General features: G+C 61.6%; 22 protein-coding genes and 1 other annotated feature. Of the genes, 13 read left to right on the plus strand and 9 right to left on the minus strand.

Features of this window, described 5'->3' with window-relative positions; translation table 11 throughout:
- Positions 1 to 65: 65 nt before the first annotated feature.
- The gene (locus FHS54_RS03010; RefSeq protein ID WP_167302292.1) at positions 66 to 2225 is read right to left on the minus strand and encodes a TonB-dependent receptor; all 2160 of its coding nucleotides are present in this window, start codon (positions 2223 to 2225) and stop codon (positions 66 to 68) included.
- Positions 2226 to 2396: 171 nt separating this feature from the next.
- Between FHS54_RS03010 and FHS54_RS03015 the strand changes: the two genes are divergently transcribed.
- A complete protein-coding gene (locus tag FHS54_RS03015; protein WP_167302293.1) occupies positions 2397 to 3029 on the plus strand; it encodes a TetR/AcrR family transcriptional regulator in 633 nt (210 codons plus the stop codon).
- Positions 3030 to 3071: 42 nt separating this feature from the next.
- On the opposite strand, the gene FHS54_RS03020 is transcribed toward FHS54_RS03015, so the two are convergent.
- Positions 3072 to 3875 carry an SDR family NAD(P)-dependent oxidoreductase gene (locus FHS54_RS03020; RefSeq protein WP_167302294.1) on the minus strand — a complete coding sequence of 268 codons (804 nt, stop codon included), beginning with the start codon at positions 3873 to 3875 and terminating at the stop codon, positions 3072 to 3074.
- A 157-nt stretch (positions 3876 to 4032) separates the two neighbouring features.
- On the opposite strand from FHS54_RS03020, the gene FHS54_RS03025 reads away from it, so the two are divergent.
- Entirely contained in the window at positions 4033 to 4872 is an 840-nt protein-coding gene (locus tag FHS54_RS03025; RefSeq protein ID WP_167302295.1) for an SDR family NAD(P)-dependent oxidoreductase, read from the plus strand.
- Between the two features lie 80 nt (positions 4873 to 4952).
- Here FHS54_RS03025 and FHS54_RS03030 read toward each other — a convergent pair whose 3' ends face one another.
- The 3 genes from FHS54_RS03030 to FHS54_RS03040 all read right to left on the minus strand — a co-directional run bounded on the left by FHS54_RS03030 (position 4953) and on the right by FHS54_RS03040 (position 10387).
- Positions 4953 to 7814, minus strand: a complete 2862-nt coding sequence (locus FHS54_RS03030) for a glycosyl hydrolase (protein ID WP_167302296.1) — start codon at positions 7812 to 7814, stop codon at positions 4953 to 4955.
- 225 nt (positions 7815 to 8039) lie between these two features.
- Positions 8040 to 8891: a universal stress protein gene (locus FHS54_RS03035; protein WP_167302297.1), complete on the minus strand. Its 852-nt coding sequence runs from the start codon at positions 8889 to 8891 to the stop codon at positions 8040 to 8042.
- An 11-nt stretch (positions 8892 to 8902) separates the two neighbouring features.
- On the minus strand, positions 8903 to 10387 hold the full coding sequence (locus FHS54_RS03040; RefSeq protein WP_167302298.1) for a SulP family inorganic anion transporter: 1485 nt from the start codon (positions 10385 to 10387) through the stop codon (positions 8903 to 8905).
- 89 nt (positions 10388 to 10476) lie between these two features.
- Positions 10477 to 10530: a sequence feature (sul1 is cis-regulatory element that is thought to sense ions involved in sulfur or methionine metabolism; They are found in Alphaproteobacteria), on the minus strand.
- Positions 10531 to 10693: 163 nt separating this feature from the next.
- Here FHS54_RS03040 and FHS54_RS03045 point away from each other — a divergent pair.
- The 6 genes from FHS54_RS03045 to FHS54_RS03070 all read left to right on the plus strand — a co-directional run bounded on the left by FHS54_RS03045 (position 10694) and on the right by FHS54_RS03070 (position 18710).
- Positions 10694 to 11041 carry an ArsR/SmtB family transcription factor gene (locus tag FHS54_RS03045; RefSeq protein ID WP_167302299.1) on the plus strand — a complete coding sequence of 116 codons (348 nt, stop codon included), beginning with the start codon at positions 10694 to 10696 and terminating at the stop codon, positions 11039 to 11041.
- A 2-nt stretch (positions 11042 to 11043) separates the two neighbouring features.
- Complete coding sequence (arsC, locus tag FHS54_RS03050) at positions 11044 to 11505, plus strand: arsenate reductase (glutaredoxin) (RefSeq protein ID WP_167302300.1); 462 nt, start codon at positions 11044 to 11046, stop codon at positions 11503 to 11505.
- Entirely contained in the window at positions 11505 to 12575 is a 1071-nt protein-coding gene (gene arsB, locus FHS54_RS03055) for an ACR3 family arsenite efflux transporter (protein WP_167302301.1), read from the plus strand. The genes arsC and arsB overlap by 1 nt, the downstream gene beginning before the upstream one ends.
- 40 nt (positions 12576 to 12615) lie before the next feature.
- Positions 12616 to 13365: an arsenical resistance protein ArsH gene (arsH, locus tag FHS54_RS03060; protein ID WP_167302302.1), complete on the plus strand. Its 750-nt coding sequence runs from the start codon at positions 12616 to 12618 to the stop codon at positions 13363 to 13365.
- A 102-nt stretch (positions 13366 to 13467) separates the two neighbouring features.
- Positions 13468 to 16350 (plus strand): PAS domain-containing protein, encoded by a 2883-nt coding sequence (locus FHS54_RS03065; protein WP_167302303.1) that lies wholly within the window; start codon positions 13468 to 13470, stop codon positions 16348 to 16350.
- Between the two features lie 140 nt (positions 16351 to 16490).
- Complete coding sequence (locus tag FHS54_RS03070) at positions 16491 to 18710, plus strand: beta-glucosidase family protein (protein WP_167302304.1); 2220 nt, start codon at positions 16491 to 16493, stop codon at positions 18708 to 18710.
- A 60-nt stretch (positions 18711 to 18770) separates the two neighbouring features.
- On the opposite strand, the gene FHS54_RS03075 is transcribed toward FHS54_RS03070, so the two are convergent.
- On the minus strand, positions 18771 to 19532 hold the full coding sequence (locus FHS54_RS03075) for an SDR family NAD(P)-dependent oxidoreductase (protein WP_167302305.1): 762 nt from the start codon (positions 19530 to 19532) through the stop codon (positions 18771 to 18773).
- 318 nt (positions 19533 to 19850) lie between these two features.
- Here FHS54_RS03075 and FHS54_RS03080 point away from each other — a divergent pair, with 318 nt between their 5' ends.
- Positions 19851 to 20255: a hypothetical protein gene (locus FHS54_RS03080; RefSeq protein ID WP_167302306.1), complete on the plus strand. Its 405-nt coding sequence runs from the start codon at positions 19851 to 19853 to the stop codon at positions 20253 to 20255.
- Between the two features lie 149 nt (positions 20256 to 20404).
- Entirely contained in the window at positions 20405 to 22654 is a 2250-nt protein-coding gene (gene katG, locus FHS54_RS03085) for a catalase/peroxidase HPI (protein ID WP_167302307.1), read from the plus strand.
- A 64-nt stretch (positions 22655 to 22718) separates the two neighbouring features.
- On the opposite strand, the gene FHS54_RS16520 is transcribed toward katG, so the two are convergent.
- Positions 22719 to 22844, minus strand: coding sequence for a hypothetical protein (locus tag FHS54_RS16520; RefSeq protein ID WP_279589123.1), 126 nt, complete (start codon positions 22842 to 22844; stop codon positions 22719 to 22721).
- Positions 22841 to 23395, minus strand: coding sequence for a hypothetical protein (locus FHS54_RS03090; RefSeq protein ID WP_208404728.1), 555 nt, complete (start codon positions 23393 to 23395; stop codon positions 22841 to 22843). Before FHS54_RS03090 ends, FHS54_RS16520 begins: the two co-directional genes overlap by 4 nt.
- Positions 23396 to 23549: 154 nt before the next feature.
- On the opposite strand from FHS54_RS03090, the gene FHS54_RS03095 reads away from it, so the two are divergent.
- The 3 genes from FHS54_RS03095 to FHS54_RS03105 all read left to right on the plus strand — a co-directional run bounded on the left by FHS54_RS03095 (position 23550) and on the right by FHS54_RS03105 (position 26077).
- Positions 23550 to 24443, plus strand: coding sequence for an iron-containing redox enzyme family protein (locus FHS54_RS03095; RefSeq protein ID WP_341785925.1), 894 nt, complete (start codon positions 23550 to 23552; stop codon positions 24441 to 24443).
- A 2-nt stretch (positions 24444 to 24445) separates the two neighbouring features.
- Positions 24446 to 24787 (plus strand): response regulator transcription factor, encoded by a 342-nt coding sequence (locus FHS54_RS03100; RefSeq protein WP_167302308.1) that lies wholly within the window; start codon positions 24446 to 24448, stop codon positions 24785 to 24787.
- A 69-nt stretch (positions 24788 to 24856) separates the two neighbouring features.
- Positions 24857 to 26077, plus strand: a complete 1221-nt coding sequence (locus tag FHS54_RS03105) for an MBL fold metallo-hydrolase (protein ID WP_167302309.1) — start codon at positions 24857 to 24859, stop codon at positions 26075 to 26077.
- Positions 26078 to 26157: 80 nt separating this feature from the next.
- On the opposite strand, the gene FHS54_RS03110 is transcribed toward FHS54_RS03105, so the two are convergent.
- Positions 26158 to 26661 carry a DUF3617 domain-containing protein gene (locus FHS54_RS03110; RefSeq protein ID WP_167302310.1) on the minus strand — a complete coding sequence of 168 codons (504 nt, stop codon included), beginning with the start codon at positions 26659 to 26661 and terminating at the stop codon, positions 26158 to 26160.
- Between the last annotated feature and the right edge of the window lie 75 nt (positions 26662 to 26736).

Consider the following 26736-nt stretch of genomic DNA (forward strand, 5'->3'; position numbering starts at 1 on the left):
CCTGGCCAACGGGCCTTGCTTATCGAAAAAACCATCAAGGCGGATCGGCTTCACCGTTTCGCCCTTCAAAATTCGACGTTCAGGTCGATGCCATAGGTGCGCGGCTCACCGAACAAAGCGCCGGGCCGACCGACATTGAACTGCATGATATAATAATTCTTGTCGGTCAGGTTGCGGCCCCACAGGCTCGCGCGCACGCCCTTGACGCCGGGAATGTCGGCCAGTGTCAGCCGGGCGTTCACCAGGCCATAATCGCCGATGATATATTTGCCGCTGCTGATCGTGCTGTTGGTGAACTTGTCGCTCTGCGCCGTATAATTGACGTTGGCGCTCAGCTGGCCGACCGGCAGTCGCGGCAGGTCATAGGTCAGGTCCACCGCAATCGCATGTTTCGGCGCGTTGGTAAAACGGTAGTTGGCGGCGATATTGGTGCCGGTTACGCCGATAATTTCGTCATAGCGCGCGACCAGATAGCCATAGTTGACCGACATGCGCAGGTTGCGCACGGGTGCCATCGTCAGGTCGACCTCGACCCCCTTCACCGTGGCCTTCCCCGCATTCAGCACATCGGTCAGGCGGATGTTGGTCGGGTCGGATTGGACATTGACCTGAATGTCCGAATATTTTGAGATAAAGCCCGCCGCGTTGAAGCGCAGCCGGTTGTCGAGCCACTGGCTCTTGATGCCCGCTTCATAGGACCATAGCGTTTCCGGCCCGAAACCTTGGTTGAACCGTCCGATAGAACTGGCGCGGATATTGAACCCGCCGCTCTTATAGCCCTTCACCGCCTTGGCATAGATGTTGACGTCCTGCGACGCGTCAAAGGCGACGACGACGCTCGGGCTGAAATCCTTGAACGTCTGGTTGCCATCGCCAAAACCCGGCACGGTGGTGATCGGGCCGCCATTGACCTGCATCTGCCGCGCCAGCGTCGCCTCTCGCTTGTCCCAGCTTTGCCGGACGCCGACCGTCAGGTGCAACCGCCGGTCCAGCCATTGCGGCGTATAGGTCGCCTGGCCGAACAGCGCATAGGACCGATTGTCGATGGTCGCCGTGGTGAAGCTGCGCGTCAACGTTGGCGGGCTATAGCTGTTGCTGAAATTGCTGCCGCTTTCGGAGAAATAATAGAAGCCCGCGACATATTGCAGCCCGCCGTCCAGCGCGTCGCCGATCAGCTGCACTTCCTGGCTCCACTGGTCCTGCTTCGCGCGGCTGCTATTCTTCTGGAGCGGGTCGGGGCCGAGCGCGCCGGTCAGATAATCCTGGTTCTGGAAATTATCCAATTTGCGATAGCCGGTGATCGACCGCACCGTCAGCGCGTCGCTCGCCTCCCACTCGGCGGTCAGGCTATGCCCCTCCGCCGTGATGTCGTTGGGCACGACATCGCGCACCAGCGGGCTGCCCGCTTCTGGCCGGTCCAGCACCAACGGGTGCAACGGCGAAACCGCGACATAGGTGGGCGTGTCGCCGATTTCCGTGCGGTCATAGCTGTAACGCAGGCTGAACCGGTCGGAAGGCTGCCAAAGCACGTCGGCGCGCATCGCTTCCCGGTCCTTGTCGCCCCAGCGGTCGATGCCGGTGCCGGGGTTGCGGATAAAGCCGTCCTGCCGCTGCTTCACATAAGACAGCCGGGCCGCAATCGTCTGGCCCAGCGGCAGGTTGACCGCCGCCTTGAAGCGCCGGTTATCATAATTGCCGATCGTCACCTGCCCCTTGAAGCCGAATTCGCCAAGGTCGGGCTTGCGGGTGATGAAGTTGATCGCGCCGCCGGTCGCGTTGCGGCCATATAGCGTGCCCTGCGGGCCGCGCAGCACTTCGATCCGCTCCAGGTCGGCGACTTCCATCGCCAGACCCTGGCTGCGCGCGACATAGACGCCGTCCATATAGACCGCGACGCCGCCATCCTGCGTGATCTGGTCGTCGGCCAGCCCCACGCCGCGCATGAATATCTGCGTCGTCGCGGCATTATTGGGAAAGGGGGTGAGCTGAAGGTTGGGCACCTGCGCGCGCAGGTCGGTAAGCCCGCTTATCCCCTTATTCTCCAGGTCGCGGGCGTTGAACGCCGCAATCGAAATCGGCGTATCCTGCAGCGATTCCTCACGCTTCTGCGCGGTGACGACAATCTCCTCGATCGCGCCTCCCGCTTGGTCCTGCGCCACCACAGGCGCAGCGGTCGAACTCATCAGCACCATGACCAGCGAACGAGAAATCAGGCGATTCGGCATATATCCTCCCCGGAAAAACAGGTGCTTGGGGGCCGGTTTCACCCGCTCCTCTCCAAGCAATTGCAAATCTACCTACTAGTCTGTAGATATTGGTGCAACCCTTTTTCTATCCACTGGATCATTCATGCAATCCGTTGCCACACCCCAATCACAACGCATAAGAACATGATCATGATCGCAACCAGACCAACCGTCCGCCAGCCCCGCGGCGACGCCACCCGCAGCCAGATACTCGACGTTGCCGAACGCATCTTCGCCGACATCGGCTATGCCGCAGCACGGCTCGATCATGTTGCAGAGACGGTGGGCATTCGCCGCCCATCGATCCTCTATTATTTTCCGGGAAAGCAGCAGCTTTATGATGAGGTCGAAGCAGATATTTTCGCCTCGATGCACAGCTTCGTCCTCAACCGGACGGACGGCGTCACCGATCCGATGGCACGGTTGCTGGCTCTGCTCGACGCCTGGCTGGATTTCCTCGTCAGCCGCCCAACCGCCGCACGGATCATCCAACGCCTCATCGCGGACTCAGCCGCCTACGGCAACAATCCAGTGCGCTTCTCCGAATCCGCGCTTCAGGACCTGGAGGATGTCGTGACAACCGGTGTCGCCAGCGGTCAGTTCCAGCCGGTCTCCGCAATGGTTCTGCTCAACACCGTGGCAGGCGGCGCGCTACATTATGTCTGCAACGCGCATCAGCTTGGCCCAACGCGCTCCTATGATCCGGCAGCTCCCGCCCAACTTACCGAATTCCGCGCGATGATGCACCGACTGGCAAAAGCAGCGGTTGCCCCACAAGGCTGACGCTCCTGCCCTGCCAAAGCTACGCCTTGTGGCAATTCGCCCCTAGCTGGCAGGACCGAGGTCAGGCACCCATCCCGCGCCGTTGATATGCGCGCCCCCATCGGCGAACAGCGTATTGCCCGTCAGGTAACGCGCATCCTCGCTGGCCAGGAACAGGGCAACGCCGCCAATATCGGCCTCCGGATCGCCCATGCGGCCCATCGGATTGGCTGCGGTGGTGGCGGCGGCAACCTCCGGCTCCGTTTTCTCAAACTCGCGGTAGCCAGCGGACACGGCCGCAGGGCAGATAATGTTGGCGCAGATGCCGTAGCCTGCCCATTCCCGCGCGGCGCTGCGGGTGTAGGCGCGCAGTGCTTCCTTGCCGACATTATATTCGGCCGTCCCCATATGCGCATTGACGCCGTTGAGCGAACCGATGTTGATGATGCGGCCCCAATGTCGGCTGCGCATGTGCGGAAACGCTGCTTCCATCGACCATTTCGCGGCATAGAGGCACATGTTCATGCAGGAGTCGAATTGCGCATCGGACAATGTTTCGATGCGCTGCACGCCGCCGCCGCTAAAAGCATTGTTGACCAGGACATCAATGGAGCCGAAGCGATCCACGCAGGCCTGAACGGCACCGACCACATCGTCACGCACCGTGACATCACATTTGCGGAAATCAGCCTCCACGCCAAGGCCGCGCAATTCCTCCACAACCTCCACGCCCTTGTCCGCGTTGAAGTCCGCGACCAGGATAGACCCGCCTTCCTCGGCAAATCGCAATGCGATGCCGCGGCCAATGCCATCCGCCGCCCCAGTGATCAGCGCCGCACGCCCAGCAAGTCTTTTCTCCACGCTCATACGTCCTACTCCTGCACCTCTGGTGTCGTTTCGAGCGAAAGGTTAAGGGAACGATGACGGTTGTCAACAATTTAGGGATGTGTTTGTATTGCCTATCCCGTGACAGTCACAAACGAGTGACGAACATGGCTGGAAGAGGCGGAAGGATCGTTACCCGATGATAAGTGAGAGTGAAGTTCAACGGCCAGTGGCGCTGGTCACGGGGGCGACGCGCGGCATCGGTCGGACAATAGCTGTCGCCCTGGCCCGCGCGGGCTTCGCCGTCGCCGTGACCGGACGCACCATGACGGAAGGCGCAGGCCGCATGGACAGTATGGGCGGAGCCCCTGTTCCGGGCAGCGTCGCATCGACCGTCGCAGAGATAGAGGCGGCAGGGGGTCAGGCGATGGGCGCGCGGATCGACCTGCTCGACCGTGCATCCATCGATGCGGGCGTCGCAGCAGTTCTCGACCGCTGGGGTCGGATCGACGTGCTGGTCAACAACGGCATTTATCAGGGGCCGGTCATCCTGCAACCGGTGATGGACGTCGCGCTGGAGGATGCCGAGCGCGCGATCACTGGCAATTTCATCAACCAGTTTCACTTGAGCCGCATTGTGCTGAAGACGATGGTGGCGCAGGGATCGGGGCGAATGATCTTCATGACCACCTTGTCATCGGCGGAGCCCGCAGCCAACGCCGCTGGGGTAGGGTTATTCTACCTTGCACCCAAAGCGGCGTTTAATCGCATTCCAGACCACATCAACCTGGAGCATGGCAAGGACGGGATCAGTGCTTTTTTGATCGAACCACGCTTTACCATGACGGACACGTTGCGCGCGGCGATGGGCGATGCTGCAGAATCGATCGGACAGGGCGAAGCTGCGCGCGACCCAGAGGAAACCGCACGGACCGTCGTCTGGCTGGCGAGCCATGTGGACGCTCCGAACCATGCCGCGCCGGAAATGATCAATGCGCCGGACTTCTTTTCAGAACGGGGAATTGCGCCGCCGAACTAATTCGGGGCGCGAATTCGCGCGTTTGTGACTGAAGCAAAGGCAGGTTGGAGCGGCGCGGTCTTATAAGACCGCACCGCTGCTCACTTATGCGCCTCCAGCCGGGCCGGTCCCACCCAACCGGCGGGGACAGGAGTCAGCTTCTTGTACACCATGTCGCTGGGATTGATCATCCCATTTTGCAGCACATTGGCGATCACCACGGTCAGGGCATTGGCACCGGGCTTGAGGGCTTGGGTCAGATCGACCCGGAAGGGCGCGGCTATCACCGGTTGCAGAGTGCGTCCGTTGACCGTCACCGTCGCCATGTCGTGCACTTGCCCCAGGTCAAGCGTGACCTTGGTCCCCGCCGCCAGCCAGGCCGGGTCGATGGCGAAGGAGCGGCTATAGCTCGCCTCACCTGCAAAGCGGGCCAGTTCCGGCACCTCGCGCCAATCCTTCAGCGATACCGACCCGAAGTCGCGGGCAAAGGGTTTGCGCATGACATGCCCCTTCACCGATAGCGACCATCCCGACGTCGGTAGGTCCACCGAACCCACGACAACGGGCGCGGCAACCGTTTGAGGCTGTGTCTTGGGATCAAGGATAAGGAGCGCGCTTTCTCCCGCTGTCAGCGTCAGCGGCACCCGCGTCTCACCCCCGACAGCGTCGGCGGATTGAGCCGAAATGCTGCCGTCCATCGCATTCCAGCGAGTGACACCGCCGACACCCGGCAGCGAGATGCTGACGTTCCGGGCTGCGTCTGCGCGGTTATGGAGGAATGTGGCGGTACGTCCGCCTACCAGACGCTGCACGAAGACAAGGTCGCTCGCGTCGCCTTCAAAGGCGATGTTCGCGGGGACAGACGCCGCGCGGATCGCTTTCGGCACATCGATGGCTGGCACGACCTTTGCCCCCGCCTTGATGGCTGCGGCAACGGCCTTGCGGACGCGGGCATCCCGGGCCTTCGCGCCTGCAAGTCCTTCATCCCGGCTGGGCGCGCGGTCGGTGAAGATGACGGGCAGGCCGGATTTTGCAAAGACGGCAATCGCCTCCGCCGTATTCGCGCGAATGCCGTCTATGGGTGGCAAGACAAGGACGCTGTAGCGCTGGCCGCCCTTGGACACGAGTTGTCGTCCCTCCACCTTGGCCTGCGCGATGGAGTCGGGATTGATGCGGTCGAAGTCATAGCCGTTGGCAAGGAACGCCTTTTCGGCTGCCTGCTTGCCCGCACCGTCATCTTCGATGCCGACATAATAGCCGTAGCGGCCGTAGAAATAGGCAACAGGCACCACCGCCTCGCCCGCCTGCAACACCGACTGGAGACGTCCGATATAGCCAGCCAGCGTCTTCATCCCGGGCCAGACGGGATTGGTCTCATTAATCGGCCCGCTGAAACCCAGCGCGAATGGGCTAGGCTGAAAAGCATGCCAGCCGGGCCAGTCGTCGGCATGAAAACGATAATTCATACCGTGCATGATGATGCTGTTGACGCCGCCCGACAGGATGGTGTCGGCGCGGCGGCGCATTTCCTCGGGCGTCACATCATAGGGACGGTCTTTCCAGGCAAAGCTCTCCGCCGATATAATGGGCCGACCATAAAGATGAGCGGCAGAACGGGCGAAGCGCATGAACAGGGGATCGCCGCCATGAGGCAAATCCTCCGTTTCTGGAATGTCTGCCAGGCCATAGCCGCGGATGATGTCGAACGCGCCGCCATGCGCCTGGAACTTCGCCTTCAATCCGTGCGCGTGATTCCACGCCACGAATGGTTCGATGAACCCCGCGAACATCATGTCGGACACGGTGCGGCGGTAATCGGCCCGCACCCGCTCCGCCAGATCGCTGCCGGATGTATCGAAATAGGGTGGCGAATAATGTTCGTCCCACGCCTGCATCCAGCCGGGCTGTACGACGAAGGGGAGGTAGGGCGTAAGGTCATATCCCCGGCGCTTGCGAAATTCTTCCAGAAGTTGCGGACCCCATTGAATGTCCTGCATCAGTTCCAGGCTGTCGACGAAGGTCGAGCGCAGGCCTGTCGGCTTCTTGCCCAGCGGGTTGCCGACGCGCGCGGCGTGCGCGGCGAAGGCGGTCGGATCCATATGGTCCAGGATCAGCTGCGGCCCACGCCCCGCCCCGCCCAGCACGCCGACATCAGACGCATATTGGCGGAAAACGAAGACCTGCCAGTCGCCCGTCGGCGGAGTCCAGTCGAGCGTGCCGTCTTCCCGCAGCCGATCGGTCAGGACAATGCGGCTGGCCGGATCGAGCGTTCCGGACGTCACTACGTCGCTCCACGGAGAAATGGTGAGGCCCATGGTCCCGGCCCGCTTTACAAGGTCGGGCGCGCTGCCCTTCATCGCGACGACCGCGACTGTCCGCGCACGGGCGTCAAGCCGCTTGCGCCAGTCGGCGACCTTTGGGTCCTTGACGCGGGAATCGAGGAAGTTGAGCGCACCCAGCCGCCTCGTACGCTTGGGCACCGTCACCTTGACAGGACCGGGTTGCCCGCCCTTTACCTCGGTGCGCGCCATGCTGAGTTCGGTGAAGGCCTTTTCGGGGGGAATGGCAAAGCCGCCGCCCGATGGCCAAGAAGACCCCAGCGTATAGTCGAGGGTAAGCCCGGCTGCCTTTGCTGCCTCGCCCGCCGTCCGCAAATGGGCGAAGAAGGTTGGTTCGCCATAATTATTCACGGCGACCCTTTCCTCCGGGGTCAGGGTCAGGAAATTGGGGGTGAAAGAGGCCACCTCTGCGCCGCCAAAGCCATGGTCCGCCATCAACCGGACCTCACGCGTCAGTTCCTCATCCGTAACCGCGTCGCCCGGCCACCACCAGCGCAGGCGAGGTCGCGCCTCGACGGCCGGAGCCTTGAATCCGTCTTCAAGATTCTGTGCCCAGCCTGTCGTCACCGCGGTAGCCAACATCGCCGTGGCGGCGAGCAAACCGCCGATTACCCTGCTGTTCAAGATTTCGCCTCCAAATTTCGCTTAGCTTTCAATAGAGCATAAGGTGCAGGCGAGCGCCAGAGCAGGCCTGCGCGATGCACGGAACGAGCCTGCGCGGGATTGACCAGCGAAAAGGATCGCGAGCATCTGAAGCGTGTCCACTATCGGTCCTGGCCTAGCGGCATGGATGCGGCAGGTCCTGTCCCCTGTTGAATAGACGACCCACTTACACCGTGACGCGCCGCGTCAGCGCACCAGCAGCACCGGAACATGAAGGGTGCGGATCAGGGCCGTGGTCGTGCTGCCCACGATCAGCGTGCGAAGGGGCGAATGACCATAGGCACCCATCACGAGGAGGGAACGGGGCGCTCGTTCGACCACGGCAGCGATTGCCTCCTCCGCTTTACCCTGCGTGATCGTCAGTTCGACGGCCCTATCCCCAACCAGGGCGTCGCGTGCGGTTTCCAACAGCTTGCGATGCCGCTCGTCATCAGGGCCAACCGTGACGACATGGACCGGCAAAGCAGCGAACAGCGGCGAGCTGGCCACGCGCTCCAGGGCACGATCAGACGCTTTGCTGCCATCATAAGCCAGCACGACCGACTCCGGCTCTTCAACCGCATGGGGTGCGATCAGCACCGGTTTGGCACTCGCCCGCACGACCCGTTCAATCTTCGATCCGATATGATCCGACGCGAATTCATGGCTAGCGCCGCGCTTGCCGATTACCACCACCCGCGCGTCCGCTTCGCGTTCGATGATGGTTTCGACGATTCCACCATGGCGATGCAGTGGCGCGACCGCTTTCGCGCCGCCTGCCTGAAGCCTTTCACCCATCGTCGCCAGGAGGATACGGCCCCGTTCAACCTGCAGCCGAGCGTCCGCTTCTTCCAGCCGGGTGAGTTCTTCCAGAAGGTCGGTCTTGGCCCCCAGGCCGATGGCACCGCTCAAATCGTGGCGCTGGGCCACGGCATCCTTGCGCTGGACCACATGGAGCATTTCCACCGGCAGATTGAGGCGCTTCGACGCCCAGGCAGCGAGGTCACAGACGCTGGCCGCATAGGCAGAGGCGTCGACACAGGCGAGTATCTTGGTCATGCTGTCTCTCCTCAATGTGCGCCCAGTTGCGCTTCCGCGCCCGGCTTGTCGTGAGTGGCGAAGCGTTCGACCATAGACGCGCTGGCGTCATTCAGCCCCACGACGTCGACCGCCGTGCCCTCTCGCCGGAATTTCAGGATGGCCTTGTCGAGCGTGCCCACTGCTGAAATATCCCAGAAATGCGCGGCGCTGACGTCGAGGATGACGCGATCGAGCACTTCCTTGTAATCGAAGGACGACGTGAAGCTATCCGCCGAGGCAAAGAATACCTGACCGGCGATGCGGTAAGTCCGCACCTTGCCATCGGCGGACATTTCCGAACTGACCGTGAAAAGCCGCTTCACCTTACTGGCGAAGAACAGGCCCGACAGGATGACACCCGCAAGGACGCCCTGGGCAAGGTCGTGGGTCCATACGACGATCACGACCGTCGCGATCATCACCACCGAAGACTGCCAGGGGTGATGGCGAATGTCGCGGACCGAACGCCAGCTGAACGTGCCGATGGACACCATGACCATGACAGCGACGAGAGCGGGCATGGGAATCTGGGCAACCAGCTGGCCGAGAACTACGATCAGGAAGAGCAGAAACGCACCGGCGACAAAAGTTGACAGGCGGGTCGATCCGCCCGACTTCACGTTGATGACCGACTGGCCAATCATCGCGCAACCGCCCATGCCCCCCAGGAAGCCGGTCACGAAATTGGCAATGCCCTGCCCTTTCATTTCCCGCCGCTTGTTCGACCCGGTGTCGGTCAGGTCGTCAACGATCTGCGCCGTCAGCATGGATTCCAGCAGGCCCACAGCCGCCATTGTCAGCGAAAAGGGAAGGACGATCTGCAACGTTTCCAGAGTGAGGGGTACGTTGGGGATGAGGAAGACCGGCAGGGATGAGGGCAGTTCGCCCATGTCGCCGACCGTGTTGACGTTAAGCCCGCCATAGATGGAGATGATCGTCAGGACGACGATTGCCACCAGTGGCGAAGGCACCGCCTTGGTCAGCCGGGGAAACAAGTAGATGATGGCAAGGCCACCGGCGACCATCACATAGGTGACCCAGGTCACGCCTGTCAGCTGGGGAAGCTGGGCGACAAAGATCAGGATCGCGAGCGCGTTGACGAACCCGGTAATGACCGACCGCGACACATATTGCATCAACAGGTCAAGCCGCAGGAAACCGGCTGCTACCTGGATCACCCCCATCAGGACCGTCGCGGCGAACAGATATTCAAGGCCATGGTCGCGGACAAGCGGCACGACAAGGACGGCGACGGCAGCTGTAGCGGCTGAGATCATCCCGGGGCGACCACCGACGAGGGCCGTGATGACCGCGATGGAGAAAGAAGCGTAAAGGCCGACGCGCGGATCGACCCCGGCGATGATCGAAAAGCCGATGGCTTCGGGAATCAGCGCCAGGGCGACGACGATCCCGGCAAGGATGTCCGCGCGCGGATTTACGAACCATTCGCGTTTCAGCGAAGCGATGGATGTCATTCAAGAACCTACAGATTGGCTAGCGGGGCATCGCGCTGATGGCGCGGGAACGCTCAAAACTCGGAGAAGCGAAGCCCTATTTCGCTAATGGTTATCCCGGGGATAGGCGCCGGGCCGAGCCACCCGACGGTGTCGGGTCCAATGGATGGCGGTCCCTACCCCGCCGGCGCATTGCTAACAAGTGCGAAAATGCGCATGCGCATCCACATCGCTGCATAAATTCGATGTTTCGCAATTTGTCGAAATATCATTGACGGTCATCGCCTCCACCCATATTTCGACATTCATCGAAATCAAAGGCGGACGATGGATCAGGACAAAGCTGTAGCGGCCCTCGCCGCACTCGCCCAGGACACGCGGCTGTCGGTATTCCGACTGCTGGTCAAGGCTGGTCCCGATGGCATGATCGCAGGATCGGTGGCAGAGGCGATGGACGTTCCTCCATCGACCATGTCGCACCATCTGGCAAAGCTGGAGCAGGCGGGACTTGTCACGTCATGGCGGACCAGTCGGCTCATCCATTATGCGGCGGACTATGCCGGAATGCAGGCCCTGCTCACCTTTCTGATGGCCGATTGCTGTCAGGGCGATCCCCGCGCCTGTTCGGATCTTTTGTCGGCCATCGCCTGCGCACCCATTGCCGAAGGAGCCTGATCATGACCCCGGACATCATCATCTACCACAACCCCGAATGCGGCACGTCGCGCAACGCGCTGGCCATGATCCGCAATGCGGGTATCGAGCCGCATGTCGTCGAATATCTCAAAACCCCGCCGTCGCGCGCCATGCTGGAAAGCCTGATCGCCCGCGCCGGGATAAGCCCTCGCGCCCTGCTGCGCGAAAAGGGCACCCCTTATGCCGAACTGGGCTTGAACGATGAAAGCCTTTCGGAAGACGCGCTGATCGACGCAATGATGGCCCACCCTATCCTCATCAACCGCCCGCTGGTTGTGTCGCCCCTGGGCGTGAAGCTGTGCCGCCCATCGGAAGAAGTGCTGGACCTGATCCCCGCAGCCCAGCGCGGCGCATTTGCGAAAGAGGATGGGGAATTGGTGATCGACGACGCCGGCCAACGCCTGGGCGACGGTAACACCGCCCCGCCGTTGAAGAACCGCTAATGACCGACATCAGCCGTCCGCGACTGTCCTTCCTGGACAGATTTCTCACCTTGTGGATTTTCCTCGCCATGGCGCTTGGCGTCGTGCTGGGCACGATGATCGACGGGCTGCCCGACGCCATCAACGGCTTGTCATGGGGCACCACCAATATCCCGATCGCCATCGGCCTGATCCTGATGATGTACCCACCGCTGGCCAGGGTGCGTTACGAGGAATTACCGCGCGTGTTCGAGGATAAGCGTGTGCTGGCCATATCGCTGATCCAGAACTGGATCATCGGTCCGGTGTTGATGTTCGCCCTAGCCATTATCTTCCTTCGCGACGAGCCGGAGTATATGACCGGCCTCATCCTCATCGGCCTGGCCCGCTGCATCGCCATGGTCATCGTCTGGAACCAACTGGCCAAGGGCGACAATCAATATGTGGCGGCGTTGGTCGCGTTCAACTCCATCTTTCAAATCCTGTTTTTCAGCGTTTACGCCTGGTTTTTCCTGTCCGTCCTTCCCCCGCTTTTCGGCCTGGAAGGCAGCGTCATCGACGTGAGCTTCTGGACCATCGCCGAAGCGGTTGGCATCTATTTGGGCATTCCGTTTCTCGCCGGCTATCTGACCCGCAAATGGCTCGCCGCCGCCAAGGGACGCGAATGGTATGAAGGCGTGTTCCTGCCCAGGATCGGCCCAGTTACGCTCATCGCCCTGCTGTTCACCATCGTCGCCATGTTCAGCCTCAAGGGCAACGAAATCGTGACGTTGCCGGGCGACGCCATTCGCATCGCCATCCCCCTCAGTATCTATTTCGTGGTCCAGTTCACGATCAGTTTTGCCATGGGCAAGTTGATTGCCAGCGACTATCCGCGAACCGCGGCGGTCGCGTTCACTGCGGCAGGCAATAATTTCGAACTGGCCATCGCCGTGGCCATCGCCGCGTTCGGGCTGGCATCGCCGGTCGCCTTCGCCGCTGTCATCGGCCCGCTGGTCGAGGTGCCAGTGCTGATCCTGCTGGTAAACGTCGCCTTCTGGTTCGGGCGGCGCTGGTTCCCGGATACGACCCCGGCGGGGAAACAGATATGAACTTGATAGCCGCGATCCGCCTGACGGAGTTCTCCTGGACATGACCGAGTTCCGCTATCTGCGCACCTTGTCCGCAGCCGACCATTTGCCCGCCCTGACGCGGGAATATGCGCAGCTCCGACCGACGCTGGGGCTAGGCGCACTCGATCCTCCGCCACGCATATTGCTGCTCTACGGTTCCTTGAGGGAGCGTTCCTATTCCCGGCTCGTCGTAGAGGAAGCCGCGCGCCTGTTGCAGTTTTTCGGATGCGAGACGCGCATTTTCGATCCTTCGCAATTGCCCCTGCCCGACCAGATCGAAGGCGACGACCATCCCGCCGTGCATGAGTTGCGCGCGCATTCGCTTTGGTCGGAAGGACAAATCTGGTGCAGCCCGGAACGCCATGGTCAGATCACCGGCATCATGAAGGCTCAGGTCGATCATCTGCCGCTTGCCTATAAGGGGCTTCGACCGACGCAAGGGCGGACGCTGGCGGTGATGCAGGTATCCGCCGGATCGCAATCCTTCAACAGCGTCAATACGCTGCGCATCCTGGGGCGCTGGATGCGCATGTTCACCATCCCCAACCAGTCCTCGGTGGCGAAGGCCTATGAGGAATTTGACGAAGCGGGGCGCATGAAACCGTCCAGCTATTATGATCGTATTGTCGATGTCGTGGAGGAACTGGTCCGTTTCACCGTCCTGCTGCGTCCCCACGCCGGGACGTTGGTCGATCGCTATTCGGAGCGGAAGGCCAGGAACGAGTCAGTGGCGACGGATGTTGAAAAGGCAAAACTCGTGAGGACATAGAACTTCGCATGACGGGTGCAATTTCATCGATCAAGAAGCCGTTATGCAAGATGCGCCACTCACGTGTATGAAAGCAAATCCTTCCGATCCTTTGGTGCCACAATGCCTGAAACCGTTACTCCAACCCACGAAGATCGCTCTGGAGACGATCTGGACTTTTTGAGCGGCGGTGGAGAGATGGGCGCTCGCATCCGGGCGTATGACTGGGCGAACACGCCGCTCGGTCCGCCGGAAACATGGCCGCAATCGCTCCGCTCCGCCCTGTCCATCTGCCTCCATTCCAGCTTTCCGACGGCCATTTACTGGGGGTCGGATCTGCATATTCTCTATAATGACGCCTGGGCGCCCATTCCTGCGGAGCGCCATCCGGCTGCTCTGGGTCGACCTGCCAGGGACGTGTGGTCCGACATATGGGACGTTATCGGCCATCAGTTCGATCAAGTGCGCCGGACGGGCGAGGGCTACGCCACATATGACCAGATGTTGCCGATGGTGCGGGCAGGCACGGCACAGGAAACATACTGGAATTACAGCTTCACGCCGATCCGCGGCGAGGATGGCACCGTCGCCGGTGTACTCAACCAGGGGCATGAGACCACCGCGCGCATCATGAGCGAGCGGCAAGTGCTTGCTGAGCGCGAGCGGCTGCGGCAGATGTTCGACCAGGCTCCCGGTTTCATGGCCATGCTGCAAGGCGACCAGCATGTGTTCGAGCTCGCAAACGCCGCCTACATCAAGTTGATCGGACGCTCCGACATACTGGGCAAGACGGTGTGCGAAGCACTACCCGAGGTGGAGGGGCAAGGCTATTTCGAACTGCTGGACAAAGTATATAAAACCGGGGAGCCTTATGTGGGCATCGCGGTCCCGGTCGAGCTACAGCGCCAGGGCAGCGCTCCCCCGGAACGCCGTTTTGTCGACATGGTCTACCAACCGGTCATCGACGCGCAAGGGCAAGTTACTGGCCTTTTCGTCGAAGGATCTGACGTTACCGAACGGGTCCAAGCAGAAGAAGGCCTTCGCAGAAGCGAAAGCAGGCTGCGCGACCTTAATGAAACACTGGAACAACGCATCGCAGCGGTGCTTGCCGAACGCAAGGTCTTCGCCGACCTGTTCGAGACCACCAGCGCCCTCGTCCAGATACTGGATCGCGACTATAATTTCCTGGCCATCAACGCCGCCTCCGCCGACGAATATCAACGGATCTTCGGTTTCAGGCCTGCCGCTGGCGACAAGCTGCTGAGGCTGCTTAAAAACACGCCTTATCACGGCGGAATCAAGGCACTCTGGTCACGGGTATTGGCTGGGGAGGCTTTTAGCCAAGTGTCGGAGTTCACCGATCAGCAAGGCGAGCGGCACTGGTACGACATGAAGTTCGCGCCCGTGCGGTCACCGGATGGGGAGATTATTGGCGCAAGTCTGTTCGGGTATGACGTCACCACGCGGATCCATGAACAGCAGCAACTGGCCAACGCCGAAACCGCCCGCCGGGAAGCAGACGCCCTGTACCGCGCCTATTTTGAAAATACGGCCGAAGCTCTGTTTGTGATTGGCGTAGGAGAAGATGGCAGCTTCTCGATCGAAGAGCTCAATCCCGCGCATGAGGCGCTGACAGGTCTTTGCACAGCGGATCTGCGCGGCAAGCCGCTTGACCAACAGCTTCCTCCCGATGTCGCTGCGCAGGTCGCGGTGAATTATCGGCGGGCAGCCTCTTCGGCGGAGTCCATCAGCTATCGCGAGATCGTGGACTTGCCCGGAGGCAGGCGACATTGGGACACGGTATTGATGCCAGTCACAGGCGCGAATGGTCGGGTCGGCAGGATCATCGGCAGTTCCCGCGATGTGACGGCGCGCGTCCAGGCGGAAGAACAGTTGCGGCAGAGCCAGAAGCTGGAGGCGATGGGCAGTCTGACAGGTGGGGTGAGCCATGATTTCAACAATCTGCTCGCCCCGATCATCGGCGCGCTCGACCTGCTTCAGCGCCGGGGCGTGGGTGGCGAACGAGAACAGCGCCTGATCGACGGCGCGCTGCAATCGGCCGAACGCGCCCGCCTGCTTGTGCAGCGCCTGCTCGCTTTCGCCAGACGACAGCCGCTGCAGACTATATCCGTTGATGTAAGAGAACTTGTGCACGGGATGGCAGACCTGATCGCATCAACCGCCGGGCCACAGATCAAGGTGGTGGTCGATGTCGCAAAGGAGCTTCCCGGCGCGGTCGCCGATCCCAATCAGCTGGAAATGGCGCTGCTCAATCTTGCAGTGAATGCGCGCGACGCGATGCCGGAAGGCGGAACGCTACGCATTTCTGCGATCCACGCGGAGGTCGAACCAGGCCACGCCGCGAACCTGTCGCCGGGGTCCTATGTGCGGCTATCAGTGGCCGACACGGGGATTGGCATGGACGCGGAAACGCTCAAACGCGCGATTGAACCATTTTATTCAACGAAGGGTGTAGGCAAGGGGACCGGGCTGGGATTGAGCATGGCCCACGGGCTGGCTGCCCAACTTGGCGGAGGGCTGACGATCGCGAGCGAGCCTGGGATCGGCACCAATATAGAATTGTGGCTGCCCGCTGGCGGCACGCCTGATACTATTCAGCAGGATAATGGAGGATCGGCGCCAGGCCAGCGGCGCAAAGGCACCGTCCTCCTGGTCGAGGACGAAGCCCTAGTCCGGGCGAGCACGGCCGACATGCTTACCGAACTGGGGTTTGGCGTGGTGGAGGCGAGTTCGGCGGAGGATGCGCTCGATCGCCTTTCGGCGGGACTGTCTCCCGACCTGATCGTGACGGATCATCTGATGCCGGGCCGGTCGGGTAGCGACCTGGCCATGGAGGTTCGGGGCCGGTGGCCGCATGTGCCGGTGCTCCTTGTATCGGGCTATGCTGAAAGCGATGGCGTCGCTCCCGATCTGGCACGGTTGGTCAAGCCGTTCCGTCAGGTCGATCTGGCGGCGCATGTCGCTGCACTGACGGGAGGTGATTGACGGCGTGTCTCCGGGCCCGGAAGGTTCCACTTCTTGCAATCGAACGGCATCGGTCGAATATTGACCTTGTAAGATGGCCAGCGTACAGCGGAGAAATATCGCCGGCATGCGGGCTGGGGTCATGAGAGGAAGATCGTTTGATGAAAAGGCTTCGCAGCATCCTGTTGACGGCGGTCATCGGCACCGCGGTTACCCCCGCAGTCACTTTGGCACGCGAGCCTGCTTCCAAGGCGGAACGCCGCGCCGCCGAAACGCTTTCAAAAATGACACTGGAGGAAAAAATCCAGCTGCTCCACGGGCCGATGCCGGGCCTCCTTCCCGCTGCCAAGCGACCGGCGGGCATGGCTGTGGGCGCGGGCTATATTGAAGGCGTGCCGCGCCTTGGCATTCCCCGGCTGGTCGAGACGGACGCGAGCCTGGGCGTTTCGAACCTGATGGACTTGCGAAAAGGCGATGTCGCGACGGCTTTGCCGTCCGGCCTGTCGCTCGCGTCGAGTTGGGATCCCGACATCGCACGCGCAGGTGGCACAATGATCGGATCGGAAGCGCGCGCCAAGGGCTTCAACGTGATGCTGGTGGGCGGCGTCAACCTGGCCCGCGATCCGCGCGGCGGTCGCAATTTTGAATATCTGGGCGAAGACCCGCTACTGGGCGGTGAGTTGGTGGGTGCACAGATTGCGGGCGTGCAGTCGAACAACATCATCGGCACGATCAAGCATTTCGCTTTAAATCCGCTGGAAACCGGGCGCAACATCCATTCCGTCAACATGGACGAGGGTGCGATGCGCGAAAGCGACCTGCTCGCATTCCAAATCGGCATTGAAAAGGGCGCTCCAGGGTCGATCATGTGCGGCTACAACCGCGTCGAGGGGGAGTATGCGTGCGAAAACGCCTTCCTGCTCACTGACGTGCTGCGCCGCGACTGGGGCTATAAGGGCTATGTCATGTCCGACTGGGGCGCGGTCCATTCGACCGAAGCCTTGATCAAGGGTCTCGACCAGCAGTCTGGCGAACAACTGGACAAGAAGCGCTATTTTTCGACGGAGCTGACCAAGGCGCTAGACGAAAAGCGCATCCCGGTATCGGCAGTAGATACTGCCGTGCGCCGCATTCTCTATTCCGTCTATGCCTATGGCGTTGCCGACAACCCGCTGCAACCGGGTCAGCCAATTGACTATGACGCCAATGCCGACGTCGCGCAAAGGGCCGCTGAAGCCGGGATCGTGCTGCTGCGTAACGAAGGCGGCATCCTGCCACTCGGGTCCAGCGTGCGCACCATAGTGGTGGTGGGCGGCAATGCCGACGCAGGTGTCCCCAGTGGCGGCGGATCGAGCCAGGTCACGCCGGTGGGCGGGCTGAAACGCACAAGCCCCGGCGCACCGCGTGGTCCGGCAGCCGGCTTTGCCCGTCGCGGCTATGGCGGCACCGCTCCCCTGGACGCGCTGCGTGCCGAGTTCCCCAACGCCCAGATCAGCTTCATCGACGGCAAGGACCCTGTCGCGGCAGCCGCTGCAGCGAAGGCAGCGGACATGGCCATAGTCTTCACCGAGAAATATTCGACCGAAGCCGTCGACCATGCCGACCTGTCGCTGGGCGAAGGGCAAGACGCGTTGATCGATGCCGTGGCCGACGCCAATGCGAAAACCGTCGTGGTCCTTCAGACCGGTAATGCGGTGCTGATGCCCTGGCAGGCAAAGGTGCCCGCCATCCTGTCGGCATGGTATGGCGGGCAGCGGGGCGGCAACGCAATCGCGCGCGTCCTTTCGGGCAAGGTCAATCCGTCAGGCCATTTGCCCGTGACATTCCCGGCTTCGGTAGACCAGCTACCCAATCCGAAGCTACCGGGGTCGGACATTCCCCCCGCTGACAAGGAAACGCGCGCGGTTTACGGTCTGATGGCGGGGTTGCAGCCCTATGACGTGTCGTTCCCGGAAGGGTCGGACGTGGGCTATCGCTGGTTCGATAAAAAGGGCCTGAAGCCGCTCTACCCATTCGGTCATGGGATTAGCTACACCGCTTTCCGCTATGATGGGCTGAAGGTCACGGGCGGCAAGACGCTGACTGTGCGTTTCACTGTGACCAACACGGGCGACCGACAGGGGGCCGATGTCCCGCAGGTCTATGTCACCCGCCCCGGCAAGGCCAAGCGGCTGATCGGTTGGGGCAAGCCCGACCTCAAGCCCGGCGAAAGCCGCGAAGTGACCGTTACGGCTGACCCGCGCGTGCTGGCCGATTTCGATGCCAAGGCACAACGCTGGGTCGTGCCTGCAGGCACGGTGAAGGTCGAGGTCGGAACCTCCGCCAAAGATCCGGTGCTGACGGGCACGGCGCGCCTGTCGCGGACCACGCGGAAGCCCTGAACCTGACCGGCGCGCCTCACGCCTTCATGGAGCGTGGGGCGCGCCACTCAGCGTGGCGGTTCAACCCGCGACCTGTCCGCCGTCCACCGACAAAGTGATGCCCGTCACGTTGCAGGCGTCGGTCGATGCGAGATAGGCGACAGCGCCCGCAATCTCCTCCGGGGCGGAAACCTTGCCCGTCTTGGGGGCAAGGCGCGCAATCTTGTTGAAATCCAGCCATTCAGGCATCGGTGTGACGGATGTAGTGAGCGGCGTGTCCACGCCCCCGGGGCAGATAGCGTTTACCCGCAATCCCTGGTCGGCATATTCGACCGCCATGGAACGGGTCAGCCCATTCACTCCGGCTTTGGCAGCGCAATAGGCAGCCGCAAATGGCACACCCGCCAAGGAGGAAGCCGAAGACATATTGACGATATTACCCTTGGTCGTCAGCAGATGGGGTATTGCATATTTGCTGACGAAGAAGACCGCGTTGAGGTTGATTTTAATGACGCGTTCCCATCGATCGACAGGATATTCATCCGCGCGTGACCATTCCATCACGCCCGCGTTGTTAACCAATATATCAAGCTTGCCGAGCTTTTCGACGGCCTGGGCGACGAGGCTTTCGCAATCCGTCGGATCGGCGGCATCGAACCGAACCGGATAAGCCCGCACCCCGTGCGCTGCGGCGATCGCCTTCGAGACGGCGGTAGCCCCGTCCAGGTTGATGTCCGCCACCACAATGTCCGCGCCTTCAGACGCCAGCCGTTCAGCCGTTGCCTTGCCAATGCCGGAAGCAGCCCCAGTCACCAGTGCGCTTTTGCCCTCAAAACGTTTCATTCCTGCTTACCTCTCCCATTACTGTCCGATGGCCGCTGTCGCCGCACCGACCATGCGTAGCATTTCACTGAGCCGATTGCGCATATCCGCGACCCCGCGTCAGTCAGACATCATAATATGCCAGACACCACCCTGGATAGATGCGCTTAGTTAGCTGAGTGAAACAATGTCCACCTCTGGCAGCAAGCATTTCATCCGGCACGTGTCGGCGCAAACCGCCCAACGGCCAGCTGTAGGGCATTAACCCTTTCACAGTGGGCCAAAAATCCCTACAACAGCGGCCAAGATATAATGAGGTCGAAATGGCGGATAAGTCCCATGAGCGGAAGTTCTTCGCAACGTTTACATGATCGTCAGCGGCGGCTGCTCAAGGCGAAGATGCGTCATCCCCGCCTGGGCATGGTCGAAATCCTGGTGCGCGATGTGTCTGAACAAGGGATTGGAGGGAAATGCACCTCTGATATCGGGACAGGCGACCAGGTTGTGATCTATCTGGCCGACTGCCCCCCTGCAGTCGGCACAATAGTCTGGCGGAACGGGCAAGCTTTTGGCGTTCAGCTGGATGGCGCAATCGACCCAGCCATTGTCAAGAGTCCTCCCCAGCAGGACGCACCCGTCGTCGCGCATGAGGTTCCCAAGCCCTTTCGCCCCACGGTCAGCACAAAAAGACCCGGCTTTGATCGGCGGCGCACCGGCCCCAAAACAGGTTCCGATTGGATCTGACGCGACCAACTGCCGCGCAGATGGATCACGTTATTTATCAGCTAACGGCCTGATCGCTTTTTTCGATCAATATGACCTAATCTAACCGTTTCCGACATGGGATGGCAGGGTCTAGCCTCTTGCTCATCATGCAAGAGGAGAACCGTGCCATGGACGCAAAATCAGGCGGAAGCCCGCTTTCCTGCCCGATGAAGGAGCCGGGGGCGCTGCGCTCGCTGCTGGGGCGTACGAGTCGCGATTGGTGGCCCAATCAACTGTCGCTGGAAATACTTCATCAGAACGGAGCGCACGCCAACCCGATGGGCGAGTCATTCGACTATGCTGCGGAGTTTCAGTCGCTCGACTATGAGGCGGTGAAGCGCGACCTGCGCGCGCTGATGACGGACAGCCAACCCTGGTGGCCCGCTGACTACGGGCATTATGGTCCATTCTTCATTCGCATGGCGTGGCACAGCGCCGGCACTTACCGCACGGGCGATGGCCGTGGCGGATCATCTTCGGGTGGGCAGCGTTTCGCCCCGCTCAATAGCTGGCCCGACAATGCCAATCTGGACAAGGCCCGCCGCCTCCTGTGGCCGATCAAGCAGAAATATGGCCGCAAGCTATCCTGGGCGGACCTGATGATCCTGACCGGAAACGTCGCCATCGAATCCATGGGCGGGCCGATTTTCGGCTTCGGCGGCGGACGCGAGGATGTCTGGGAACCGGAAAAGGACATTTACTGGGGCACGGAAGAACAATGGGTCGGCCATCCCGAAAATCAAACCCGCATCCAGCCGGACAAGGACATGGCGCTGGAAGATCCGCTGGCCGCGATCCAGATGGGCCTTATCTACGTCAACCCGGAAGGCCCCGGCGGCAATCCTGATCCGTTGCAGTCGGCCCGCGACATCCGCGAAACCTTCGCCCGCATGGGCATGAACGACGAAGAGACGCTGGCACTGACCGCTGGCGGCCATACATTCGGCAAAGCGCATGGCGCGGGCGACGCTTCCAAAATTGGTGCCGAGCCTGAGGGCGCTGACATCGCGCAGCAGGGCCTTGGCTGGCAGAGCGGTCATGAAAGCGGCATAGGCGACCACACCATCACCAGCGGCATCGAAGGCGCGTGGACCCCCACCCCGATCCAATGGGACATGAGCTTCTTCCACATGCTGCTCGACTATGAATATGAGCTGGTGAAAAGCCCGGCGGGCGCGAAGCAATGGCAGCCGGTCAACCAGAAGCCGGAAGACATGGCACCCGGTGCGCGCAGTCCCGAAAAGCGGCTGCCCACGATGATGACCACCGCCGACATGGCTTTCAAGGCCGACCCGGAATATCGCAAGATCGCCGAGCGGTTCCGCGCCGACCCTGACGCCTTCGCCGATGCGTTCGCCCGGGCCTGGTTCAAGCTGACCCATCGCGACATGGGGCCCAAGGTCCGTTACCTCGGCCCGGACGTCCCTGCCGAAGACCTGATCTGGCAGGACCCGATCCCGGCGGCCAATCATCCGCTGATCGAGGAAAGCGACATCCAGTCGTTGAAGCAAAAGATTCTGGCGTCGGGCCTCACCGTTGCTGAATTGGTGCAGACCGCCTGGGCTTCGGCTTCGACCTTCCGGGGATCGGACAAGCGCGGCGGGGCCAATGGCGCGCGCATTCGCCTGGCCCCGCAAAAGGATTGGGACGTGAACCAGCCGGACCAGCTCGCCCGTGTTCTAAGCGTACTGGAAGGCATCAAGGCGGATTTCGATCGTAGCGCTGCCAATGGCAAGAAGATCAGCATCGCCGACCTAATCGTACTGGGCGGGTCGGCCGCGGTTGAGAAAGCGGCGCAGGATGCGGGGCATGACGTGGTCGTGCCCTTCACGCCGGGCCGTACCGATGCCTCGCAGGAACAGACCGACGCCGAAGGGTTTGCCGTGCTGGAGCCGAAGGTCGATGGGTTTCGGAACTACCTACCGGTCAGCTTTCGCGTGCCGGTCGAGGAACTGCTGATCGACCGCGCCAGCCTGCTGCGCCTGAGCGCGCCGCAGATGACGGTGCTGGTGGGCGGCTTACGCGTTCTGGGAGCCAACCATGGCGGGTCGCCGCATGGTGTCTTCACGGACCGCCCTGGACAGCTGACCAACGACTTCTTCGTCAACCTGCTCGACATGGGGACGGCGTGGAAGGCGCAGAGCGAGAAGGGCGACCTGTTCATCGGCACCTGCCGCAAGACTGACGAGCAGAAATGGACAGCCACCCGCGTCGACCTGGTGTTCGGATCGAACTCCCAGCTGCGCGCCCTGTCGGAAGTCTATGCCGCGACCGACGCCAAGCGGAAATTCGTGGATGATTTCATCCACGCATGGGTGAAGGTGATGGACGCCGACCGTTTTGATCTGCGCCGTTCCGGCCTGACCACCACGGCGTAAAGGCAAGACACCGCCACGAAGTCCAGCCGGGCTTCGTGGCGGTGATTGTCAGGCCGGTGCGGCCTTAGTGCAGGTCGCGCCTGCGATACTCCGCCTCGCTGACATGGCCGGGGCGAGGCATGTGCGCCGCGCCGTTGGCGTCGCCAGTTTCGTGGACCAGTTCTTCGAACAAGGCGCGATAATGGATCATCGCCTGCCGCAAATCCTCCGTGTCCGCCTCTCCCGCGCATGGCGGATGCTGATGTCGTGGGCTGAACGGTAATTCTGAACCACCTGGGGATGATCGACCGACAGGTCCGCAGACCGGCGTTCAAAGTCGGCGATGGGATAACCCCTTACTTCCATGACTTCGGTCAGCAGCACATCGGCGCGGGAAACCGCGCCCTGTGGGTCATCTACGAACTGCGTCTGTACCCGCATCCATCCGTCGGTGAACATGTCCACCTGCTGCGGAGAAAGCGGGCGGATGGAAAAGCTGGCCACCCGCTTTTCCCGCTCCTGCAATTCCGCTTCCGCACGGCGGGGGCTGCCGACGGCTTCCACGGTCCGTGAATATTCCGGCCCGAATTTGGAGCGAAGGTTGGCGCGGTGGCGGCCCTGCACCACCAGCATGACGATGCCGGCCAATAAGACGAGGACCAGCAGTCCAAGACCGATTTCAAGCGGACTAAGCGTCACGATGACATTCTCCCGAGGACCAACAATGGCCCCTGATGCGCCCGCCGCGGCTATGATGTTCAACCGGGACTGTGCCGCTTTGTTCCGACCGTCGGCCTGTGCTTCACGCCTCGACTGCCCGCAATGATGTCATTGCTTGATCGTGGTTAGGAAGTTTTTCGGGAACGTCCGGGGGTCGCTCTGAATTGAACGACAGTATATTTAGGAGACCAAGTTCGTGGCTACCCGCTTTATCGCTCAATCGGGCGAATCCCAATTTCTACGCCAGGATTTTCAGCAAAAGCTGAGTCATTGGAACAGGCAAAAGCTGGCACCCGGCTTTCCCGACGACTGGGACATGCAGTTCCGGGATGATCAGGCAATGGCACGCCTGGAACATGCTTTCATGGAAGAACTTCGCGCTCAGGTGCGTGACCGCGCCGCGCAAGCGCCGACGGACCCGGATGACTTTATCGCATGGTTCGAAGCATTGAAGGAAAACGGTCCGGGCCAGAACGACGCGCTTTTCCCATGGCTCGCCGAACAGGCATCGCGGGATGAGGTTCGATGGTTCCTGACGCAAGAAGCGGCAGGGGAAGCCGGGTTTGATGACCTCGTCGCCCTGACGCAGGTCAAATTGCCGACATCCGCCAAGCTGGAACTGGCTCGCAACTATTGGGACGAAATGGGTCGCGGCAACGAACGCGGCATGCACGGGCCGATGCTATCCCAGTTGGTGGAAATATTGGATCTGTCACCGACGATCGAAACGACCGTCTGGGAAAGCCTGTCGCTGGCGAATGCGATGACGGCCATGGCCACGCAGCGCGTTTACGCCTGGCACAGCGTTGGCGCGCTGGGGGTCATCGAACTCACCGCGCCATGGCGGTCCGCCCATACGGCCGCTGCCCTGAAACGCATTGGCCTTAGCCAGTCGGAACGACGCTATTTCGACCTGCACGCCGTTCTGGACGTCAAGCATAGCCGCGACTGGAACGAACTGGCGATCAAGCCGGTCGTAGCGGAAGACCCGCGACGGGCGACCGCGATTGCGGAGGGCGCGCTTATCCGCCTGAGCTGCGGGGAAAGGTGTTTCAACCGTTACCGCGCGCATTTGGGACTGGAGGCTTAGGCATGGTCAGCCATCATCCGCGCATCCTGCTGGTTGAAGATGATCCGGCCACGGCCCGCCTGGTAGTAGAAATGCTGCACGCCGCGGATTATGAAGTTGATGGCCCCTACGCCGATGCGAGCGACGGCATAGCCGCCCTCGCGGCCCGCTTTCCCGATGGTGCAGTGCTCGATCTTCACCGCGCAGCCGATGATGCCAGCCTGCTGAAGGACGATTTGAAGGCCTATGACATTCCCTTTTTCGATTGTGCCGGAACATCGCAGACCGGCGCGCGTCGGCCCACACAGGGCCGATTGCAATTGGAAAAGCGGCTACTTCCCTGGTTAAGGCATATGCGACATTGACCCGCCGCGCCCTTGCTCCGCGCGTGAGGGACGCTATGTCCCTTCTTCAGGATCAACGCGGGAGATGGGATGAGCCGCATCATCGGGACAATCATAAAGGGCGCGGCTGTCACGTTGCTTTTTCTGGTCATCGCCCTGTGTCTGGCGATTACCATCGTCCCACCCTTCCTTGACCGTATCTATTATGAAGGACCGGTGACCCGTCATTTCGACGGCGCGCACTTCTTCAATCCTGACGGAGAGATTGAATTTTCGCCGCCGCCGGGCAGTAACCGCCGTGGCTTTTTCGCCCGCTGGTTGCTGGGGGCGGACGATCGCCCTGACTGGCCGGATGCGGTAGCCGTCAAGCCTTCCCGCCCCGCAGCCTTCGCCGCGCCAAGGGGCATGATGGCAACCTGGGTCGGCCATGCGACGGTGCTGGTGCAAGCGGCGGGCATCAACATCCTGACCGATCCGATCTGGTCGGATTATGCCAGCCCCTTGCCCCCGCTTGGTCCCCAGCGCGTCGCGCAGCCCGGTGTGCGTTTCGAGGACCTGCCCAAGATCGACTTGGTGGTCATCAGCCACAATCATTACGATCATATGGACATCCCCACGCTGAAAAAGCTGTGGGCGCGTGACCGGCCAAAGATCATCACCAGCCTTGGCAACGACACCATTCTCAAAAGTCACGGCATCCCGTCCGTCGCGCTGGACTGGGGGCAGTCAGTCAGCGGCGCGGCGCTGAACGGCCTGGGTTCGGACACCGTCATCCAGTGCGAAAATTACGAACATTGCCCCGATTATCGCGTCCATGTGCTGCGCAACCATCATTGGGGCAGCCGATGGGGCACGGATCGCAACCGGGCGCTCTGGTCCAGCTTTGTAATAGCAACCCGCGCCGGCAATATCTTTTTCGCGGGCGATACCGGCGCTGGCGACATGGCCTGGCCGGAAGAAGCCGCACGGCTCGGCCCGATCCGGCTGGCGATGATTCCGATCGGCGCGTTCCGTTTCTGGCCCGGCCAGATGGAATCGGATAGCCATATCGGACCCCGGCGCGCCGTCAGCGTGTTCGAAAAGCTCCAAGCCTCCACCGCCATCCCCATCCATTGGGGCACGTTCCGCCTGTCCTATGAAGAATGGAGCACACCGCCGCGCATGTTGGAACTTTACCTGCGCTGCGCAGGGATAGAGCGGAAGCGTTTCGGACCGCTGCGAGTCGGCCAGTCTATCCAGGTGCCGCGCTATTCCCCGGTAGCGCGGGGCAAGGGGCGTTGCAATCATCGCGCAATCGCCGCGCTGCGATAGGGGCTGGCTGGTTCCCGACATGCCGAAAATCCACGCCGCATGACGGACCACAGGCCCTCGCGCGGCGGACGGCTTTCTGATCATGTCATGGGGCAATCCCCTGTCCGCTTGCCGGTTACGTCATGGGTGGTGCGCAATATGGGGCTGCCGCCGACCGTCTTTGTCATGGTGCTACCCAGCGTCAGCGAGTCCTCAGTGAAATTGCCTTCCAGAACGATTTCCGACGTGCCTTCGCCCGCTTTGCAGGACAGGGTCGCGATCAGACGGCCTTTGCGGACCAGCTTGTCCTTGTAGATGCAATCCTGGCCTTCCGTGCCCGCCAGCACGTCGGCGTCAGGCACGCCGGCGGCATCAACGGTCAGGCACGACTTGTCATCCCGCGTCTGCTTCAGCGCAGCCTGATATTCGGCGGGCGTGACGGTTGGCGTATTATAACCCGTGGTCTTGCGAGTCAGGACCCAGTTGCCCGGCTTCATCATGACAGGCGCTTCCTCCGCCTCCGGCGCGGGTACTTCCTTTTCGCCGCAAGCCCCCAGGGCGAGCGCCAGCATGAGCGGCAATGCCGCCAATTCGATCCTGTTCATGTCCCTCTCCCCTGTTCTCTTGACGGAACCGGCGAAGGCTCGCCCGCCCTTGAGCAAAGCGCAAGGGGAAATCCG

Origin of the sequence: Sphingobium vermicomposti, from assembly GCF_011762025.1 — a bacterium.
In the GTDB taxonomy this organism is placed as follows: Bacteria; Pseudomonadota; Alphaproteobacteria; order Sphingomonadales; family Sphingomonadaceae; genus Sphingobium; species Sphingobium vermicomposti.

Coding starts and splice junctions, on each gene's coding strand:
- FHS54_RS03070 (WP_167302304.1), top strand. CDS start 16,491: ATGAAAAGGCTTCGCAGCATCCTGTTGACGGCGGTCATCGGCACCGCG.
- FHS54_RS03035 (WP_167302297.1), bottom strand. CDS start 8,891: ATGACCAAGATACTCGCCTGTGTCGACGCCTCTGCCTATGCGGCCAGC.
- FHS54_RS03080 (WP_167302306.1), top strand. CDS start 19,851: ATGAGCGGAAGTTCTTCGCAACGTTTACATGATCGTCAGCGGCGGCTG.
- FHS54_RS03110 (WP_167302310.1), bottom strand. CDS start 26,661: ATGAACAGGATCGAATTGGCGGCATTGCCGCTCATGCTGGCGCTCGCC.
- FHS54_RS03025 (WP_167302295.1), top strand. CDS start 4,033: ATGATAAGTGAGAGTGAAGTTCAACGGCCAGTGGCGCTGGTCACGGGG.
- FHS54_RS03020 (WP_167302294.1), bottom strand. CDS start 3,875: ATGAGCGTGGAGAAAAGACTTGCTGGGCGTGCGGCGCTGATCACTGGG.
- katG (WP_167302307.1), top strand. CDS start 20,405: ATGGACGCAAAATCAGGCGGAAGCCCGCTTTCCTGCCCGATGAAGGAG.
- FHS54_RS03100 (WP_167302308.1), top strand. CDS start 24,446: ATGGTCAGCCATCATCCGCGCATCCTGCTGGTTGAAGATGATCCGGCC.
- FHS54_RS03040 (WP_167302298.1), bottom strand. CDS start 10,387: ATGACATCCATCGCTTCGCTGAAACGCGAATGGTTCGTAAATCCGCGC.
- arsH (WP_167302302.1), top strand. CDS start 12,616: ATGACCGAGTTCCGCTATCTGCGCACCTTGTCCGCAGCCGACCATTTG.
- FHS54_RS03075 (WP_167302305.1), bottom strand. CDS start 19,532: ATGAAACGTTTTGAGGGCAAAAGCGCACTGGTGACTGGGGCTGCTTCC.
- FHS54_RS16520 (WP_279589123.1), bottom strand. CDS start 22,844: ATGATCCATTATCGCGCCTTGTTCGAAGAACTGGTCCACGAAACTGGC.
- FHS54_RS03105 (WP_167302309.1), top strand. CDS start 24,857: ATGAGCCGCATCATCGGGACAATCATAAAGGGCGCGGCTGTCACGTTG.
- FHS54_RS03015 (WP_167302293.1), top strand. CDS start 2,397: ATGATCGCAACCAGACCAACCGTCCGCCAGCCCCGCGGCGACGCCACC.
- arsC (WP_167302300.1), top strand. CDS start 11,044: ATGACCCCGGACATCATCATCTACCACAACCCCGAATGCGGCACGTCG.
- FHS54_RS03065 (WP_167302303.1), top strand. CDS start 13,468: ATGCCTGAAACCGTTACTCCAACCCACGAAGATCGCTCTGGAGACGAT.
- arsB (WP_167302301.1), top strand. CDS start 11,505: ATGACCGACATCAGCCGTCCGCGACTGTCCTTCCTGGACAGATTTCTC.
- FHS54_RS03045 (WP_167302299.1), top strand. CDS start 10,694: ATGGATCAGGACAAAGCTGTAGCGGCCCTCGCCGCACTCGCCCAGGAC.
- FHS54_RS03010 (WP_167302292.1), bottom strand. CDS start 2,225: ATGCCGAATCGCCTGATTTCTCGTTCGCTGGTCATGGTGCTGATGAGT.